Origin of the sequence: Paraphotobacterium marinum, from assembly GCF_002216855.1 — a bacterium.
Taxonomy (GTDB): Bacteria; Pseudomonadota; Gammaproteobacteria; order Enterobacterales; family Vibrionaceae; genus Paraphotobacterium; species Paraphotobacterium marinum.
In genome coordinates this window covers 224633-239366 of sequence record NZ_CP022355.1, presented here as the reverse complement: position 1 = coordinate 239366, position 14734 = coordinate 224633, and the positions used below count along the sequence as shown (strand labels likewise).

Genomic DNA, 14734 nt, shown 5'->3' with positions numbered 1-14734 from the left:
TATGGGTCTGTAGCTCAGCTGGTTAGAGCGCACCCCTGATAAGGGTGAGGTCGGTGGTTCAAGTCCACTCAGACCCACCAATATTTTATTGGTATCATATCTTAACCATGGTTTCATGGGGCTATAGCTCAGCTGGGAGAGCGCCTGCCTTGCACGCAGGAGGTCAGCAGTTCGATCCTGCTTAGCTCCACCAATTCCTAAGATGTTTGATTGAGACACTTTAGGAATTGGTTTTTTTGAAAACCATAGCTCTTTAACAATTTGGAAAGCTGACTAGTAAAATAATTCTAACGAGAGTTAGAAGAGTTCTCAAAAAGCAAAACACATCAAGTGTCTTGTATTTTTAAGATCCGGCGAAACAAAGAACCTTGGTTGTTTAGACATACGTGAGACCCTTTGGGGTTGTATGGTTAAGTGACTAAGCGTACACGGTGGATGCCTTGGCAGTCAGAGGCGATGAAGGACGTACTAACTTGCGATAAGCGTAGATAAGGCAGTAAGAGCCACTTGAGTCTACGATTTCCGAATGGGGAAACCCAACTGCATAAGCAGTTATCCTAAACTGAATACATAGGTTTAGGAGGCGAACCGGGGGAACTGAAACATCTAAGTACCCCGAGGAAAAGAAATCAACCGAGATTCCGGTAGTAGCGGCGAGCGAAACCGGACCAGCCCTTAAGTTTTCATTGTGCTAGGCGAAAGTTTTGGAAAATTCTGCGGTACAGGGTGATAGCCCCGTAGCTGAAGGCGCAATGATAATGAAATCGAGTAGGACGGGACACGTGACATCTTGTCTGAATATGGGGGGACCATCCTCCAAGGCTAAATACTCCTGACTGACCGATAGTGAACCAGTACCGTGAGGGAAAGGCGAAAAGAACCCCTGTGAGGGGAGTGAAATAGAACCTGAAACCGTGTACGTACAAGCAGTGGGAGCCCCTTCGTGGGGTGACTGCGTACCTTTTGTATAATGGGTCAACGACTTAATTTTAGTAGCAAGGTTAACCGAATAGGGGAGCCGTAGGGAAACCGAGTCTTAACTGGGCGAATAGTTGCTAGGATTAGACCCGAAACCAGGTGATCTAGCCATGGGCAGGTTGAAGGTGAGGTAACACTTACTGGAGGACCGAACCGACTAATGTTGAAAAATTAGCGGATGACTTGTGGCTAGGGGTGAAAGGCCAATCAAACCTGGAGATAGCTGGTTCTCCCCGAAAGCTATTTAGGTAGCGCCTCGGACGAATACTACTGGGGGTAGAGCACTGTTAAGGCTAGGGGGTCATCCCGACTTACCAACCCTTTGCAAACTCCGAATACCAGTAAGTACTATCCGGGAGACACACGGCGGGTGCTAACGTCCGTCGTGGAGAGGGAAACAACCCAGACCGCCAGCTAAGGTCCCAAAGTTATAGCTAAGTGGGAAACGATGTGGGAAGGCTTAGACAGCCAGGATGTTGGCTTAGAAGCAGCCATCATTTAAAGAAAGCGTAATAGCTCACTGGTCGAGTCGGCCTGCGCGGAAGATTTAACGGGGCTAAGCTATACACCGAAGCTGCGGCAGCGTGCATTAGCATTGCTGGGTAGGGGAGCGTTCTGTAAGCCGTTGAAGGTGGATTGTAAAGTCTGCTGGAGGTATCAGAAGTGCGAATGTTGACATGAGTAACGATAAAGGGAGTGAAAAACTTCCTCGCCGGAAGACCAAGGGTTCCTGTCCAACGTTAATCGGGGCAGGGTAAGTCGACCCCTAAGGCGAGGCCGAAAGGCGTAGTCGATGGGAAACGGGTTAATATTCCCGTACTTTTTATAATTGCGATGGGGGGACGGAGAAGGCTAGGTAGGCCTGGCGACGGTTGTCCAGGTTCAAGAGTGTAGGCTAATGACTTAGGTAAATCCGGGTCATTGTTAGGCTGAGACTTGATGTCGAGCTGCTACGGCAGTGAAGTTATTGATGCCATACTTCCAGGAAAAGCCTCTAAGCTTCAGATTATAAGAAATCGTACCCCAAACCGACACAGGTGGTCGGGTAGAGAATACCAAGGCGCTTGAGAGAACTCGGGTGAAGGAACTAGGCAAAATGGTACCGTAACTTCGGGAGAAGGTACGCTCTTGACGGTGAAGAGACTTGCTCTTGGAGCTGTTGAGAGTCGCAGATACCAGGTGGCTGCAACTGTTTATTAAAAACACAGCACTGTGCAAAATCGAAAGATGACGTATACGGTGTGACGCCTGCCCGGTGCCGGAAGGTTAATTGATGGGGTTAGTTTTCGGACGAAGCTCTTGATCGAAGCCCCGGTAAACGGCGGCCGTAACTATAACGGTCCTAAGGTAGCGAAATTCCTTGTCGGGTAAGTTCCGACCTGCACGAATGGCGTAATGATGGCCACGCTGTCTCCACCCGAGACTCAGTGAAATTGAAATCGCAGTGAAGATGCTGTGTACCCGCGGCTAGACGGAAAGACCCCGTGAACCTTTACTACAGCTTGGCACTGAACATTGAGCCTACATGTGTAGGATAGGTGGGAGGCTTTGAAACGGTGACGCCAGTTATCGTGGAGCCAACCTTGAAATACCACCCTTGTATGTTTGATGTTCTAACTTAGCCCCATAATCTGGGGTGAGGACAGTGCCTGGTGGGTAGTTTGACTGGGGCGGTCTCCTCCCAAAGAGTAACGGAGGAGTACGAAGGTGGGCTAATCACGGTCGGACATCGTGAGGTTAGTGCAATGGCATAAGCCCGCTTGACTGCGAGAATGACGGTTCGAGCAGGTGCGAAAGCAGGTCATAGTGATCCGGTGGTTCTGAATGGAAGGGCCATCGCTCAACGGATAAAAGGTACTCCGGGGATAACAGGCTGATACCGCCCAAGAGTTCATATCGACGGCGGTGTTTGGCACCTCGATGTCGGCTCATCACATCCTGGGGCTGAAGTCGGTCCCAAGGGTATGGCTGTTCGCCATTTAAAGTGGTACGCGAGCTGGGTTTAGAACGTCGTGAGACAGTTCGGTCCCTATCTGCCGTGGGCGTTGGATGATTGAAGGGGGCTGCTCCTAGTACGAGAGGACCGGAGTGGACGAACCTCTGGTGTTCGGGTTGTTACGCCAGTAGCATTGCCCGGTAGCTAAGTTCGGAATCGATAACCGCTGAAAGCATCTAAGCGGGAAGCGAGCCCTGAGATGAGTCATCCCTGATACTATAAGTATCCTAAAGGGTTGTTGGAGACTACGACGTAGATAGGCAAGGTGTGTAAGCGTTGTGAGGCGTTGAGCTAACTTGTACTAATTGCCCGTGAGACTTAACCATACAACACCCAAGGGGTTTTGCAGGATTTTAAAGATATAAAGATCTTGATGTGTATTGCAGAGTCAGCTTTTCGAATTGTAAACAAATTTTGCTTGGCGACCATAGCATTATGGCACCACCTGATCCCATGCCGAACTCAGAAGTGAAACGTAATTGCGCCAATGGTAGTGTGGGGATTCCCCATGTGAGAGTAGGTCATCGCCAAGCTTCCCTTTTACGGAGCGGTAGTTCAGTTGGTTAGAATACCGGCCTGTCACGCCGGGGGTCGCGGGTTCGAGTCCCGTCCGCTCCGCCATTACTTTAGGGGATTAGTTCAGTCCGGTAGAACGTCGGTCTCCAAAACCGAATGTCGGCGGTTCGAATCCGTCATCCCCTGCCAACAAAATATCAATATTTTAATTTTCTTTTATAATTAAAGTTATTTAAAATAACTTTAAATTTTTGTATGATAAAAAAAATAGTCTCAGTAACTATATTAATATTAATAACTTTTGTCATTTACTACGAAAAAAATATTAAAATAACATATGTGGATAATGTGATAACATCTCAAAAATATAAAATACATTTAAATAAATATTTAGAGCATAAGATTAATTTTTTAGATCATGATAATATAATAAATATTTCTGTGTGGAACATATACAAGCAACAGAAACCGAACTGGAAAATGGAATTAGATAGGTTAATGGCAAAGTCTGAATTAATTTTACTTCAAGAAGCCAAATTAACTAATAATTTTAATGAGTATTTACAAAGTAAAAACCTTTCAATTACAATGGCTAGAGCTTTTGAATTTAATAAAAAAATTGCAGGAGTAATGACATTATCGAAAAAAAATGCTTCTAAAGAAGATGTTTTTTTATCAAGGGAACCATGGATTCACCTACCAAAATCAGCTCTTATTTCATGCTTTCCGTTGAGTAATGGGACCACAATAGTTGTAATTAATATACATGCGATTAACTTTACTTTAGGAACGCACTTATTTGAACAACAGCTAAATAATATATTTTCAGTAGTTAAGAGTCATCAAGGACCAATGATATTTGCTGGGGACTTTAATACTTGGAGCACCATCAGACAAAAAGTTGTAAATAAATTTTTGCATGAGTTAAAATTAAAGTCATTAGATTTAAATATTGATAGGAGAAAAAAAGTATTTGGCCAGTATTTAGATCATATTTATTATCGAGATCTTGAACCCATCCAATCCACATCTGAAAAAAGTAATGCTTCTGATCATAATCCTATTTATGCTAAATTTAAATTATTAAAATAAATCTTTTTGTTTTCTTAATTTTATAAAAAAATCAAATTCAGATAAATTTTCCAAATCATTTTTTGATAAGATATCACACCTTAAAAATGGATTTACTTTCTTTTCATTTGATAATTTTACTGGAATTGTAGGGATGTTTTTTGTTCTCATATCTGATACTACTTGATTATATTGTACAAGATTGTGATTTTTAGGTTCAGTATGTAAAGCAAACTTTAAATTATTTTCAGTATATTCATGAGCACAAAAAATTAAAGTATCACCAGGTAAAGATTTTATTTTTAAAAGAGACTCAAACATATCATCATATTTTTTTGTAAATACACGACCACAACCTCCTGAAAATAAGACATCACCACAAAATAACTTCTTATCTCCAAAGAATCCAATATGCTCTTTAGTATGTCCAGGAAGTTCCATAACTTCAAAAGTATGATTAAATATTGAAATCACATCACCATCTGAAACATGACTTGTTACATTTGGTAAATTAATATTATATGGAGCGATAAGTTCAATATCTCTGAAAATTTCTTGTAGTTCCTTAACACCACCAATATGATCTTGGTGATGGTGTGTTATTAAAATCTTTTTTAAGGTGAGATTTCTATTCTTTAAATATTCTATCACTGGAATTGATGAACCAGGATCCACAATAACGCATTCATTGTTGTTATTTTTTATTAACCAAATATAATTATCTTCAAAAGCTTTTATAAATTCGACATGAAGCATAAGTAATCCTCTCGAGGTTTTAAATGAAAGAACATTGGACTGAATATTATCTAAATTATCCGTTATCGTGGGATAATCTTTATAAAGGAGCTCAAACAAAAGAAGTAATAAAATTAAAAGTTAACAGTTATAAAAGTTTTTTATTTGGTCCCACGTGTATGAAGCTTGGTCCTTTATCATTCATATTTAAATCAAATTCAAAGTATAACATTAATCTATCTGATTGTATAAAGATTGATGGCTCAAACATAATATGTAATACTCATGATTTGCCACTACAAGATAACTCAATTGATGTTTCTTACATAATATATCAATTAGACTATTCTTTTTATCCTCAAAAATTATTAAAGGAAATAGATAGGGTTATGTCAACTGATGGAACATTAATGATTGTTGGTTTTAATCCATTTTCAGTAAATTATTTATTAAATTTTAGTAAAGCTATTAATAAAAAAATTAGATTAGGTTTTTATACTCCTTATACCTTGAAAGATTGGTTATTTTTTTTAAATTATGAGGTCATCGTATTCGAGAATTTTTTTGTTCTAAATCAATTTTCAAGTAAATTTAAATGTGTTAGTGATAAACTAGAATGTCATTGTCAATTGTTTGGAAATTCATATTTTCTTATTGCAAAAAAAAGAACATATCCACTTACACCTTTAAAGGTAGGAAAAAAAAATATTTCCTACAGACCAATTGTTCTAAGTTAATCATAAATCTTTTTTACTTGGTGAAAGAGCTCCTTTTTTTGCAAGGGCATCACACCTTTCATTTTCTGGATGACCATTATGAGCTTTTACCCATTCCCATTTAACATTATGTTTATTTAGTGCAAGATCTAACATCTGCCACAAATCTTTATTTTTTACATCTTTTTTAGAAGCAGTTTTCCAGTTGTTTTTCTTCCAATTGAATATCCATGATGTGATACCATTTTTAACATATTTACTATCAGTGATTATTTTGACATTACAGGGCTCTTTCAATTTTGCTAGTGCCATAATTGGAGCCATTAACTCCATTCGATTATTGGTTGTATTAAAGAAACCATCATATATTTCTTTTTCATTATTTTTATAGACTAATATTGCACCATAGCCCCCGGGTCCTGGGTTACCTAAACAAGAACCATCGGTAAAAATTTTTATTTCTTTCATCGTTTTTTTATGATAATTTGATCAGAAAATAATTATATTATAAAAAAATGTCAGATAGAATTGTAATTTTAGATACAGAAACCACAGGAATGAATAAAAGTGGCTCACAAGTATCCCTTGGCCATAATATTATCGAAATTGGTGCAGTCGAAGTAATAAATAGAAAGCTGACTGGAAATAATTTCCATGTCTACATAAAACCACCTAGAAAAATTGATCGTGAAGCAATAGAAGTACATGGAATCACAGATATTTTTCTAGATGATAAGCCTTTTTTTAAAGATGTGTGTGGTGAGTTTCTTCAATACCTTCAAAATTCTGAAATTGTTGCTCATAATGCACCTTTTGATTTAATGTTTCTAAACAGCGAAATACAAAAAGTGAAATGTGATAAAAATTTTTTACTTGAAAACACATGTAAAGTAACTGATAGCTTAATGTTAGCCAAAAAGAAATATCCTGGAAAAAGAAATAATTTAGATGCATTATGTAGTAGACTTGGTATTGATAATTCTAAAAGGGTTCAACATGGAGCATTACTTGACTCTGAAATTTTAGCTGATGTTTATTTATTATTAACCGGTGGTCAAATTAATTTATTGTTTAATAACGAAATCAATTCAAATAAGCATTCAGAAGAATATGTTTTTGAAGAGTTAAACTCAAAAATAGAGATAAAATTTTTTCTAAGCTAGGTAAGGAAGAAGAAGAAATTCATTTAAAGTTTTTGCAATTACTTTCAGAAAAAACAAATAAAAAAATAATTTGGTAAGAAGCTTTTATAAATTCTCTTGATCAAAGTCATCTACATTAATAGTATACTTCCTGTAATTTTCAAACTCACACAACGTACTCATCTCTTTTTTGTTTATTATATTTGAATTAAAAGCCTTTAATGCCAATTTATCTAGGGAATGGAAGGGATATTTTAACTTATCATGTTCACAAATCCTGATAAATATCTCTTTGACCTCCTGTAACTTTGTATATGTTGTGAAAATTTTTCCAACTGGATTTAACATCGAATCTTCTAAGTATAAATTTTGGAACAATGTTGTCTCATTTAGATATGTTTTGTAAAAAAATTTTACTAACTTTATTTTAGATGAATCTAATGCTCTTTTTCGTTTTATGTAAAATCTTGGAGATAATAATTTAATAACTTTTGAAATGTATGTGTTAGGGAAGTTATTTATTATTTCAATAATTATCTTTTCAATTTGATATAGATTCTTATTAACTGAATGAATCATAATAGTTTTTTCGGTATTTTTATTATCCAAATAATATTTAATATCTGCAGTTGAAATCACGAGTAAGCTTAAGAAATCAGCCATTCTACCAGAGAGCATTTCATTCTTTTTTAATTTATCCTGAAGGGTGAAAATACAAAGATCACTCAAACAATAGAATATATCACTGTAGTAAGATATTTTATTGCAATAATAATTAACGGTATGATTACTATGATATTTTTTAAAATGGGTGCCGAAAAAACTCCAGAAAAAGGATGATAGAACTTTACTTGTTAAATACTTTAAGTGAATATGTAATATTTTATCAAATTTTACTTTATCGTGGCTTTTAACAGCGTCAATTTCCTCTATCAAGAATGGATGACACCTTAATGCACCTTGTCCAAATGTTATGAGCGAACGTGATAAAATATTTGCCCCTTCGACTGTCTCAGAAATTGGTGCCCCTTGATAAAGGCGAGCTATAAAGTTTTTTGGCCCTAAGCATATAGCTTTCCCACCTAAAATATTCATTGCATAAATCAGGCTTTTTTGAGTTATTTTGGTTGTTTGGTATTTAGTTATACCTGATAAAATTGTTGGTTTTTCTCCATTATTAATACCATTTATGGTTAGATTTGTAATTGCATTAATATTGTAGCAGTTTGTTAGAACTTCATAGAAACATTCCTGAATTCCCTCCATTTCACAAATGGGTGTTTTAAATTGATTTCTGATAGCAGCATAGCAACCGGTTGTGAGTGTAATTGACTTCATGACTCCGTTGGATGTTGAAGGTAATGTAATTCCTCTCCCGACGGACAAACATTCCATTAACATTCTCCATCCCTGACCAGCCATTTCTTTTCCTCCAATTATAAAATCAATAGGAATAAAGACCTTATTTCCAGAAGTTGGGCCATTTAAAAAGGGAATATTCAATGGTAAGTGACGTCTTCCAATTTTTATGCCTTCTAAATTAGTTGGAACCAAGGCTAAAGTGATTCCAATATTTTCATTTAGCCCAAGTAATTTATTTGGATCCTTTAATTTAAAAGCTAGTCCAAGTATAGTAGCAATAGGAGCAAGAGTTATATATCGTTTATTCCAGTTCAGCTCAATTCCCAAGCACTTATCACCGTTCCATTTGCCAAAACAAACAATACCATAGTCGTTTATTGATGCCGCATCTGATCCTGATTCAGGAGATGTCAGGGCGAAGCAAGGTATTTCATCTCCAGAAGCAAGTTTGGGTAAGTATTTTTCTTTTTGTTCATTATTACCATATTTTAAAATTAACTCTGCGGGTCCAAGTGAATTAGGAACCCCAACAGTAATGGCGAGGGTCGATGATAATGCACTTAATTTTTCTATTATCACTGATTGTGCATATGTCGAGAAGGATTTCCCACCATATTTTTTGGGTATAATTAAGCCAAAAAACTTATTTTTTTTCAAATATTGCCATACTTCAGGAGGTAAATTATTTTTTTCGTGTGTTATTTCCCAATCATTTACAATACGACATAAATTTTTAAGCTCAACATTAATGAATTCTTTTTCTTCATCTGTTAATTTGTTAACTTTTAATTTAAAAAATTTTTTCCAATTTAATTGGCCCTTAAATAAATCACTTTCTATCCAAGTAGTTCCGGCATCGATAGCTTGTTGCTCTGTTTTCGATATTTTAGGAGGATTGTATAAAATTTTGTTGTATATAGGATTGGATATTAATTTTTTTCTAGTAACATCATAACTAAAAATCATAATTATTAGAAATGTTATTGAGTTTAAAGTAATTGAACCAATCCCATATATAGATAAAAGCAACCATATGATACTCGTCGAAATAAATAACAAGCGACTTTTATTTAGATATAGTAAAATAAAATAGGTTAAAAGACTAAAAATAAACATAAATATACTTTTTTTGATACTACTTTATATAATAGATTATTTTTTGAATTTATAAATAAGGACTTTTTAATATGTGCGAATTACTTGGAATGAATGCTAATGTTCCTACTGACATATGCTTCAGTTTTTCAGGCTTGTTACAGAGAGGAGGCAATACGGGTCCGCACAGAGATGGCTGGGGTATTGTTTTCTACAATGATAATGGTTATCAAATTTTTAAAGAATCTTTAAGTAGCTCTACATCTTTGCTTGCTAAAATGCTACCTACAATGTCTATAAAAAGTAAATGTATTATAAGTCATGTTCGACAAGCTAATGTAGGTGAAGTTAACCTAGAAAATACTCACCCGTTCGTTCGTGAACTTTTTGGTTTTCATTGTTCTTTTGCACATAACGGACAACTTAAGGGTTATGATAAACTATTAACAGGTTCTTATTATCCTGTTGGATCAACGGATAGTGAGTTTGTTTTCTGTCATTTATTAAATAAATTAAAAAATAACTTTAAGAAAATGCCTAAAAATTACTCGTTATTAGCAAGATTGTTGTACAATAGTCTTACTTCCGTTGAAGCATTTGGAGTTAGTAATGTTCTAATGACAATAAATAGTTACACTTTTGCTTATTGTAGTAATAATTTATATTGGATAACTAGGAAACACCCATTTGGACAAGCTAGCCTTATTGACGATGACATTGAAATTGATTTTAAAAGTGAAACAAAAACCGGGGATGTTGTCTCAATTATAGCAACGAAACCCCTCACAGATAATGAATCATGGAATAAAATGACTCCAGGTCAAATGTTGGTTTTTTTTAATGGCAAAATAGTTTATAATTTCTTGAAAAATGATTGATAAGTATCGATATCAAAATTTGCAGATTTTGTGTCAATAGACTCAATGTTAACATTCATTTTTGAAATAGAGACATTTTTATTTAATAGTAAATTAATGGTTTTTGGATATAATTGATGCTCTATTTCTTGCACCTTTTTATATAGTGTTTGCTCACAATCATGAGACTCAATTTTAAATTTTTTCTGGAAAATTATTGGTCCAGCATCAAGCTCTGGTATCACATAATGAATGGTTGTACCGTGATATATTTCGTTATTCTCTATTGCTCTCTTATGAGTATGCAAGCCAGGAAATTTGGGTAAAAGAGAAGGATGAATATTAATAATTTTGTTTTTAAAAGCATCTATAAATTTAGGTGTTAGTATACGCATAAAACCAGCTAGAATTATTAAATCACAATCATATTGTTTTATAATATGAAGTAACTCTTGATCATAAAGTTCTCTACATGGAAAACATGCATTTTCTAATACTTTTGTTTTTACTCCTAGATTATTAGCTTTTTTGAGAGCTAAGGCATTATTTTTATTTGAGATAACCAAAGAAACCTCAGTATCATGGATACTTTTATTTTGGCAACTTTTGATAATAGACTCCATGTTGGAGCCATTACCAGAAACTAATATAATAATCTTTTTCATTTGTTATTTAATAATTACCTGCTCATCATTTTCTAATCTGTGAGCAATAGAACCAATTTCCCATGCAGTTTCACCTAGTGAATTTAGTATCTCGATGGCTTTATCTTTTTGGTTTTTATCTACGACGACGATCATACCAACACCACAGTTAAAAGTCCTATACATTTCATTTTCTGTGACATTACCATTTTCTTGAATCCATTTAAAAATGGTTGGCCAGTTCCAAGAGTTTTTATCTATTATTGCAGAACTATTCTGTGGTAATATTCTTGGAATATTTTCCCAAAAGCCTCCTCCTGTAATATGAGAAATAGCTTTAACATTGAGTTTTGAAATTAATTCTAGAATCGATTTTACATAAATTTTTGTTGGAGCTAAAAGTAAATCAGCAAGAGTTTCCCCAGAAACTTTTGAAGTTAAATCAATTTTGTTTTTATCTATGATATTTCGTATTAACGAATAACCATTAGAATGAGGGCCACTTGAACCTAATGCAATAATTGAATCACCAGATGATACTTGACTACCATCAATAATTTTTGACTTTTCAACAACTCCGACACAAAAACCAGCCAAATCATAATCATCTACATTATACAACCCAGGCATCTCAGCTGTTTCACCACCAATTAACGAACAATTAGATTGATTGCATCCATTTGCAATCCCTTTAATTACATCAGTTGCTTGAGAGACATTTAATTTACCAGTTGCATAATAGTCTAGAAAAAAAAGTGGTTCTGCGCCTTGAACAATTAAATCATTAACACACATAGCTACAAGATCAATACCGATTGAATCATGTTTTTTTGTATCAATAGCAAGTTTTAGTTTTGTTCCGACACCATCAGTACCAGATACTAGAATAGGCTCCTTATATGATGAGGGTATTTCACACAAAGCACCAAAACCTCCAATATTGCCCATTACTTCTTTTCTATGAGTTTTTTTGACTACTTGTTTGATGTTTTCAACAAGTTCATTACCAGCATCAATATCAACTCCAGCATCTTTATAATTCATTGGTTTTACTTTTTGAGTCACGTTCAAAACCTCTAACAATAATTTATGTGTTAATAAAAATGCTATTCTATCATTTATTTTGTAAAAGGAAAACGATTGCATTGTTAAATATCTCATGTAGTATACTGTAATGAATACATACTATTTATTCGAAAACGTGATTAAGAAATGAATATTATTGAAAGCAACCACCCACTTATAAAACATAAAATATCTCAATTAAGAAAAGATAAAATTTCTCAGAAAGATTTTAAATCTTTATTAAGAGAATTGACGGTTTTAATTTCTATTCCAGCAACCACTGATTTGATCTTACAAAAAAAAGAAATAAAAACTTGGAATGGTGTTTCAGTAGAAGAGTTTCTGTCTGCAGATAATCATTTATCAGTCATCGCTATTTTGAGAGCAGGCTTGGGCATGATTGAGGGTTTTCAGGAATTAGTGCCACAGATAAAAGTTGGTTTGATGGGAATCAAAAGAAACAAAGAAACCTTAGAACCAGTCTGTTATTTTGAACAAATTCACGATCAAGTACAAAATGATGACGTCTTTATTTTAGATCCCGTTATTGCTACTGGAGGATCTTTAATTCAGGCTATACATATATTAAAGGATAAGGGATGTAAAAATATTAAGGTTATTACTATAATTGCTGCACCTGAGGGGTTGGAAGCTATTGAAAAAAATCACCCAGAAGTTAAGATTTTTGTTGGAGTTATAGACAAGAGACTCAATGAGTTTGGTTATGTGCTTCCAGGTGTTGGGGATGTAGGAGATAAAATTTATGGTACTAATCAAGATTTAATAACGCTAAAGAATATTTAGCTATTCTTTGACCTATAAAAAAACCAAGTTTAGACTCCTCAGCAGTTAAATTTTTATTAGAATTTATTTCAACATGAGTGACTCCATAGGGGGTTCCTCCGCTACTTGTAGAACTTAATTCTTTCTCTGTATAAGGAATGCCTAAAATAACCATACCATGATGAAGTAATGGAAGCATCATTGATTGGAGAACAGTTTCTTGTCCTCCATGAAGAGAAGCAGAGGATGTAAAAACAACAGCAGGTTTATCAACCAGAGTTCCTGATAACCATTCTTTAGAGGTAGAATCTATAAAATGTTTTAGTGGTGCAGCCATATTACCAAATCGAACTGGACTACCCATAGCCATACCTACACACTCTTTTAAATCTTCATGAGTTACTTTAGGATCTTGAGGGATTGTTTCATTGTTTGCATCAATTTCAGGTACAGTTCTTAATATAGCTTCGCATGATTCAATTGACTCAATCCCTCTTGCAATTTGTCTTGCTATATTTTGCGTATTGCCGTGTTTACTATAATACAATACAAGTATTTTATTCATCAGTATTATCCTGTACTTTAAGATTGTGATTAATTTATGGATTCGAATAGCAATATTATATAAAAAATCAAGTAATGAAAAACTATTGATGATATAAATAAGATTAAAGTCGAACAAAAAATTTTAAAATGATTAAAAACATTGTTGAATGGAACAAAAAATATATTTTAGAACCTAATAATTTTTGGTTTATTTTCACATTTCTAGTAATTAGTCTAGGTGTCTTTTATCTGGGTGGATATTTATTACCTTTTTTTGTAGCTGTGATCTTATCTTTTTTATTAGATGTCCCAGTCAACCTCTTAGAATCATTAAAAGTGAAGAGAAGCTATGCCGTAACAATTGTTTTATCTCTATCATTTTCGTTAGTTGTTTTATTCATTTTATATTTATTTCCATTGATGTGGAATCAAGTTATGAAGCTTATTGGTGATTTTCCATCTATTTTGACTAGAATGCAAAAATATTTATTCGATATTCCAAATCAATACCCTAACATTGTAAGTTTCAATCATATAGAAGCTATTATTCAATATTTTGAAAATAAATTATTATCATTAAGCGAAAGTTTAATTAAGGTTTCATTAAACTCATTGCTAAGTGTCGTTACCATATTGATATATTCTATTTTAGTGCCTCTTTTGATGTTTTATTTATTGAAAGATAAAGTGTATGTATTATCTGTTGTAAACAGAGCTCTCCCTAAAAAAAGGAGCGTTTTAATTCGAGTTAAACATGAAACATTGAAACAAATTAAAAATTACTTGATTGGAAAGCTGATTGAAATTTTAATTGTTGGTTTCGTTTCTTATATGTTGTTTGCTATCATGGGATTAAATTACTCGATTGTACTAGCTTTAGGTGTTGGCTTTTCAGTTTTGATTCCTTATGTTGGCGCTGTTGCCATTACTATACCTATAATAATGATAGCATTAGCCCAGTTTGGCTTAAGTCATGATTTTTGGTGGTTGATTTCTATATACTTAATCATACAAATCCTTGATGGGAATGTTCTCGTCCCTCTTTTATTTTCAGAGGCAGTAAGTCTTCACCCAATCATTATTATTTTATCGATTTTAGTTTTTGGAGGGATCTGGGGAGTCTTAGGGGTATTTTTTGCCATCCCCTTGGCAACTTTTATTAAGGCAGTTATTAATGGGCTTCTTCCTGAATCATAACTCGAGGTTAGCGTATCTATAAACTTTCTCA

The 14734-nt window shown here is 34.4% G+C and carries 12 protein-coding genes, 4 tRNA genes and 2 rRNA genes; 12 read left to right on the top strand and 6 right to left on the bottom strand.

The window, feature by feature from the left end:
- Positions 1-3 precede the first annotated feature (3 nt).
- From CF386_RS01305 to CF386_RS01275, 7 genes are all read left to right on the top strand, one after another.
- Positions 4-80, top strand: a tRNA-Ile gene (locus CF386_RS01305).
- A 37-nt stretch (positions 81-117) separates the two neighbouring features.
- A tRNA-Ala gene (locus CF386_RS01300) sits at positions 118-193 on the top strand.
- 215 nt (positions 194-408) lie between these two features.
- Positions 409-3300, top strand: a 23S ribosomal RNA gene (locus tag CF386_RS01295).
- 91 nt (positions 3301-3391) lie between these two features.
- Positions 3392-3507: ribosomal RNA gene (rrf, locus tag CF386_RS01290) — 5S ribosomal RNA — on the top strand.
- Between the two features lie 11 nt (positions 3508-3518).
- Positions 3519-3595: transfer RNA gene (locus CF386_RS01285), tRNA-Asp, on the top strand.
- Positions 3596-3602: 7 nt separating this feature from the next.
- Positions 3603-3679 (top strand) — tRNA-Trp (locus tag CF386_RS01280).
- Positions 3680-3745: 66 nt separating this feature from the next.
- On the top strand, positions 3746-4582 hold the full coding sequence (locus tag CF386_RS01275) for an endonuclease/exonuclease/phosphatase family protein (protein ID WP_089072713.1): 837 nt from the start codon (positions 3746-3748) through the stop codon (positions 4580-4582).
- Here the strand turns inward: CF386_RS01275 and gloB are convergent.
- Entirely contained in the window at positions 4574-5317 is a 744-nt protein-coding gene (gene gloB / locus CF386_RS01270; RefSeq protein ID WP_089072712.1) for a hydroxyacylglutathione hydrolase, read from the bottom strand. The two genes, CF386_RS01275 and gloB, sit on opposite strands and share 9 nt — an antisense overlap.
- Before the next feature lie 23 nt (positions 5318-5340).
- Between gloB and CF386_RS01265 the strand changes: the two genes are divergently transcribed.
- A complete protein-coding gene (locus CF386_RS01265; RefSeq protein WP_089072711.1) occupies positions 5341-6033 on the top strand; it encodes a methyltransferase domain-containing protein in 693 nt (230 codons plus the stop codon).
- On the opposite strand, the gene rnhA is transcribed toward CF386_RS01265, so the two are convergent.
- Positions 6034-6480 (bottom strand): ribonuclease HI, encoded by a 447-nt coding sequence (rnhA, locus tag CF386_RS01260; RefSeq protein WP_089072710.1) that lies wholly within the window; start codon positions 6478-6480, stop codon positions 6034-6036. It lies immediately after the preceding gene.
- Positions 6481-6527: 47 nt separating this feature from the next.
- On the opposite strand from rnhA, the gene dnaQ reads away from it, so the two are divergent.
- Positions 6528-7175: a DNA polymerase III subunit epsilon gene (gene dnaQ / locus CF386_RS01255; RefSeq protein ID WP_089072709.1), complete on the top strand. Its 648-nt coding sequence runs from the start codon at positions 6528-6530 to the stop codon at positions 7173-7175.
- A gap of 84 nt (positions 7176-7259) precedes the next feature.
- On the opposite strand, the gene CF386_RS01250 is transcribed toward dnaQ, so the two are convergent.
- Entirely contained in the window at positions 7260-9632 is a 2373-nt protein-coding gene (locus tag CF386_RS01250; RefSeq protein ID WP_089072708.1) for an acyl-CoA dehydrogenase, read from the bottom strand.
- 71 nt (positions 9633-9703) lie between these two features.
- Here CF386_RS01250 and CF386_RS01245 point away from each other — a divergent pair, with 71 nt between their 5' ends.
- A complete protein-coding gene (locus CF386_RS01245) occupies positions 9704-10489 on the top strand; it encodes a class II glutamine amidotransferase (protein ID WP_089072707.1) in 786 nt (261 codons plus the stop codon).
- Here CF386_RS01245 and purN read toward each other — a convergent pair.
- Together purN and purM are read right to left on the bottom strand one after the other, a co-directional pair.
- Positions 10465-11133 (bottom strand): phosphoribosylglycinamide formyltransferase, encoded by a 669-nt coding sequence (gene purN, locus CF386_RS01240; RefSeq protein WP_089072706.1) that lies wholly within the window; start codon positions 11131-11133, stop codon positions 10465-10467. The two genes, CF386_RS01245 and purN, sit on opposite strands and share 25 nt — an antisense overlap.
- Positions 11134-11136: 3 nt before the next feature.
- On the bottom strand, positions 11137-12156 hold the full coding sequence (gene purM / locus CF386_RS01235; protein WP_089073736.1) for a phosphoribosylformylglycinamidine cyclo-ligase: 1020 nt from the start codon (positions 12154-12156) through the stop codon (positions 11137-11139).
- Positions 12157-12324: 168 nt separating this feature from the next.
- Here purM and upp point away from each other — a divergent pair, with 168 nt between their 5' ends.
- On the top strand, positions 12325-12981 hold the full coding sequence (upp, locus tag CF386_RS01230) for a uracil phosphoribosyltransferase (RefSeq protein WP_089072705.1): 657 nt from the start codon (positions 12325-12327) through the stop codon (positions 12979-12981).
- On the opposite strand, the gene wrbA is transcribed toward upp, so the two are convergent.
- On the bottom strand, positions 12947-13525 hold the full coding sequence (gene wrbA, locus CF386_RS01225; RefSeq protein WP_089072704.1) for an NAD(P)H:quinone oxidoreductase: 579 nt from the start codon (positions 13523-13525) through the stop codon (positions 12947-12949). The genes upp and wrbA overlap by 35 nt on opposite strands.
- A gap of 128 nt (positions 13526-13653) precedes the next feature.
- Here wrbA and CF386_RS01220 point away from each other — a divergent pair, with 128 nt between their 5' ends.
- Positions 13654-14703, top strand: a complete 1050-nt coding sequence (locus CF386_RS01220) for an AI-2E family transporter (RefSeq protein ID WP_089072703.1) — start codon at positions 13654-13656, stop codon at positions 14701-14703.
- Positions 14704-14734 lie beyond the last annotated feature (31 nt).

Coding starts and splice junctions, on each gene's coding strand:
- CF386_RS01275 (WP_089072713.1), top strand. CDS start 3,746: ATGATAAAAAAAATAGTCTCAGTAACTATATTAATATTAATAACTTTT.
- gloB (WP_089072712.1), bottom strand. CDS start 5,317: ATGCTTCATGTCGAATTTATAAAAGCTTTTGAAGATAATTATATTTGG.
- CF386_RS01265 (WP_089072711.1), top strand. CDS start 5,341: ATGAAAGAACATTGGACTGAATATTATCTAAATTATCCGTTATCGTGG.
- rnhA (WP_089072710.1), bottom strand. CDS start 6,480: ATGAAAGAAATAAAAATTTTTACCGATGGTTCTTGTTTAGGTAACCCA.
- dnaQ (WP_089072709.1), top strand. CDS start 6,528: ATGTCAGATAGAATTGTAATTTTAGATACAGAAACCACAGGAATGAAT.
- CF386_RS01250 (WP_089072708.1), bottom strand. CDS start 9,632: ATGTTTATTTTTAGTCTTTTAACCTATTTTATTTTACTATATCTAAAT.
- CF386_RS01245 (WP_089072707.1), top strand. CDS start 9,704: ATGTGCGAATTACTTGGAATGAATGCTAATGTTCCTACTGACATATGC.
- purN (WP_089072706.1), bottom strand. CDS start 11,133: ATGAAAAAGATTATTATATTAGTTTCTGGTAATGGCTCCAACATGGAG.
- purM (WP_089073736.1), bottom strand. CDS start 12,156: ATGAATTATAAAGATGCTGGAGTTGATATTGATGCTGGTAATGAACTT.
- upp (WP_089072705.1), top strand. CDS start 12,325: ATGAATATTATTGAAAGCAACCACCCACTTATAAAACATAAAATATCT.
- wrbA (WP_089072704.1), bottom strand. CDS start 13,525: ATGAATAAAATACTTGTATTGTATTATAGTAAACACGGCAATACGCAA.
- CF386_RS01220 (WP_089072703.1), top strand. CDS start 13,654: ATGATTAAAAACATTGTTGAATGGAACAAAAAATATATTTTAGAACCT.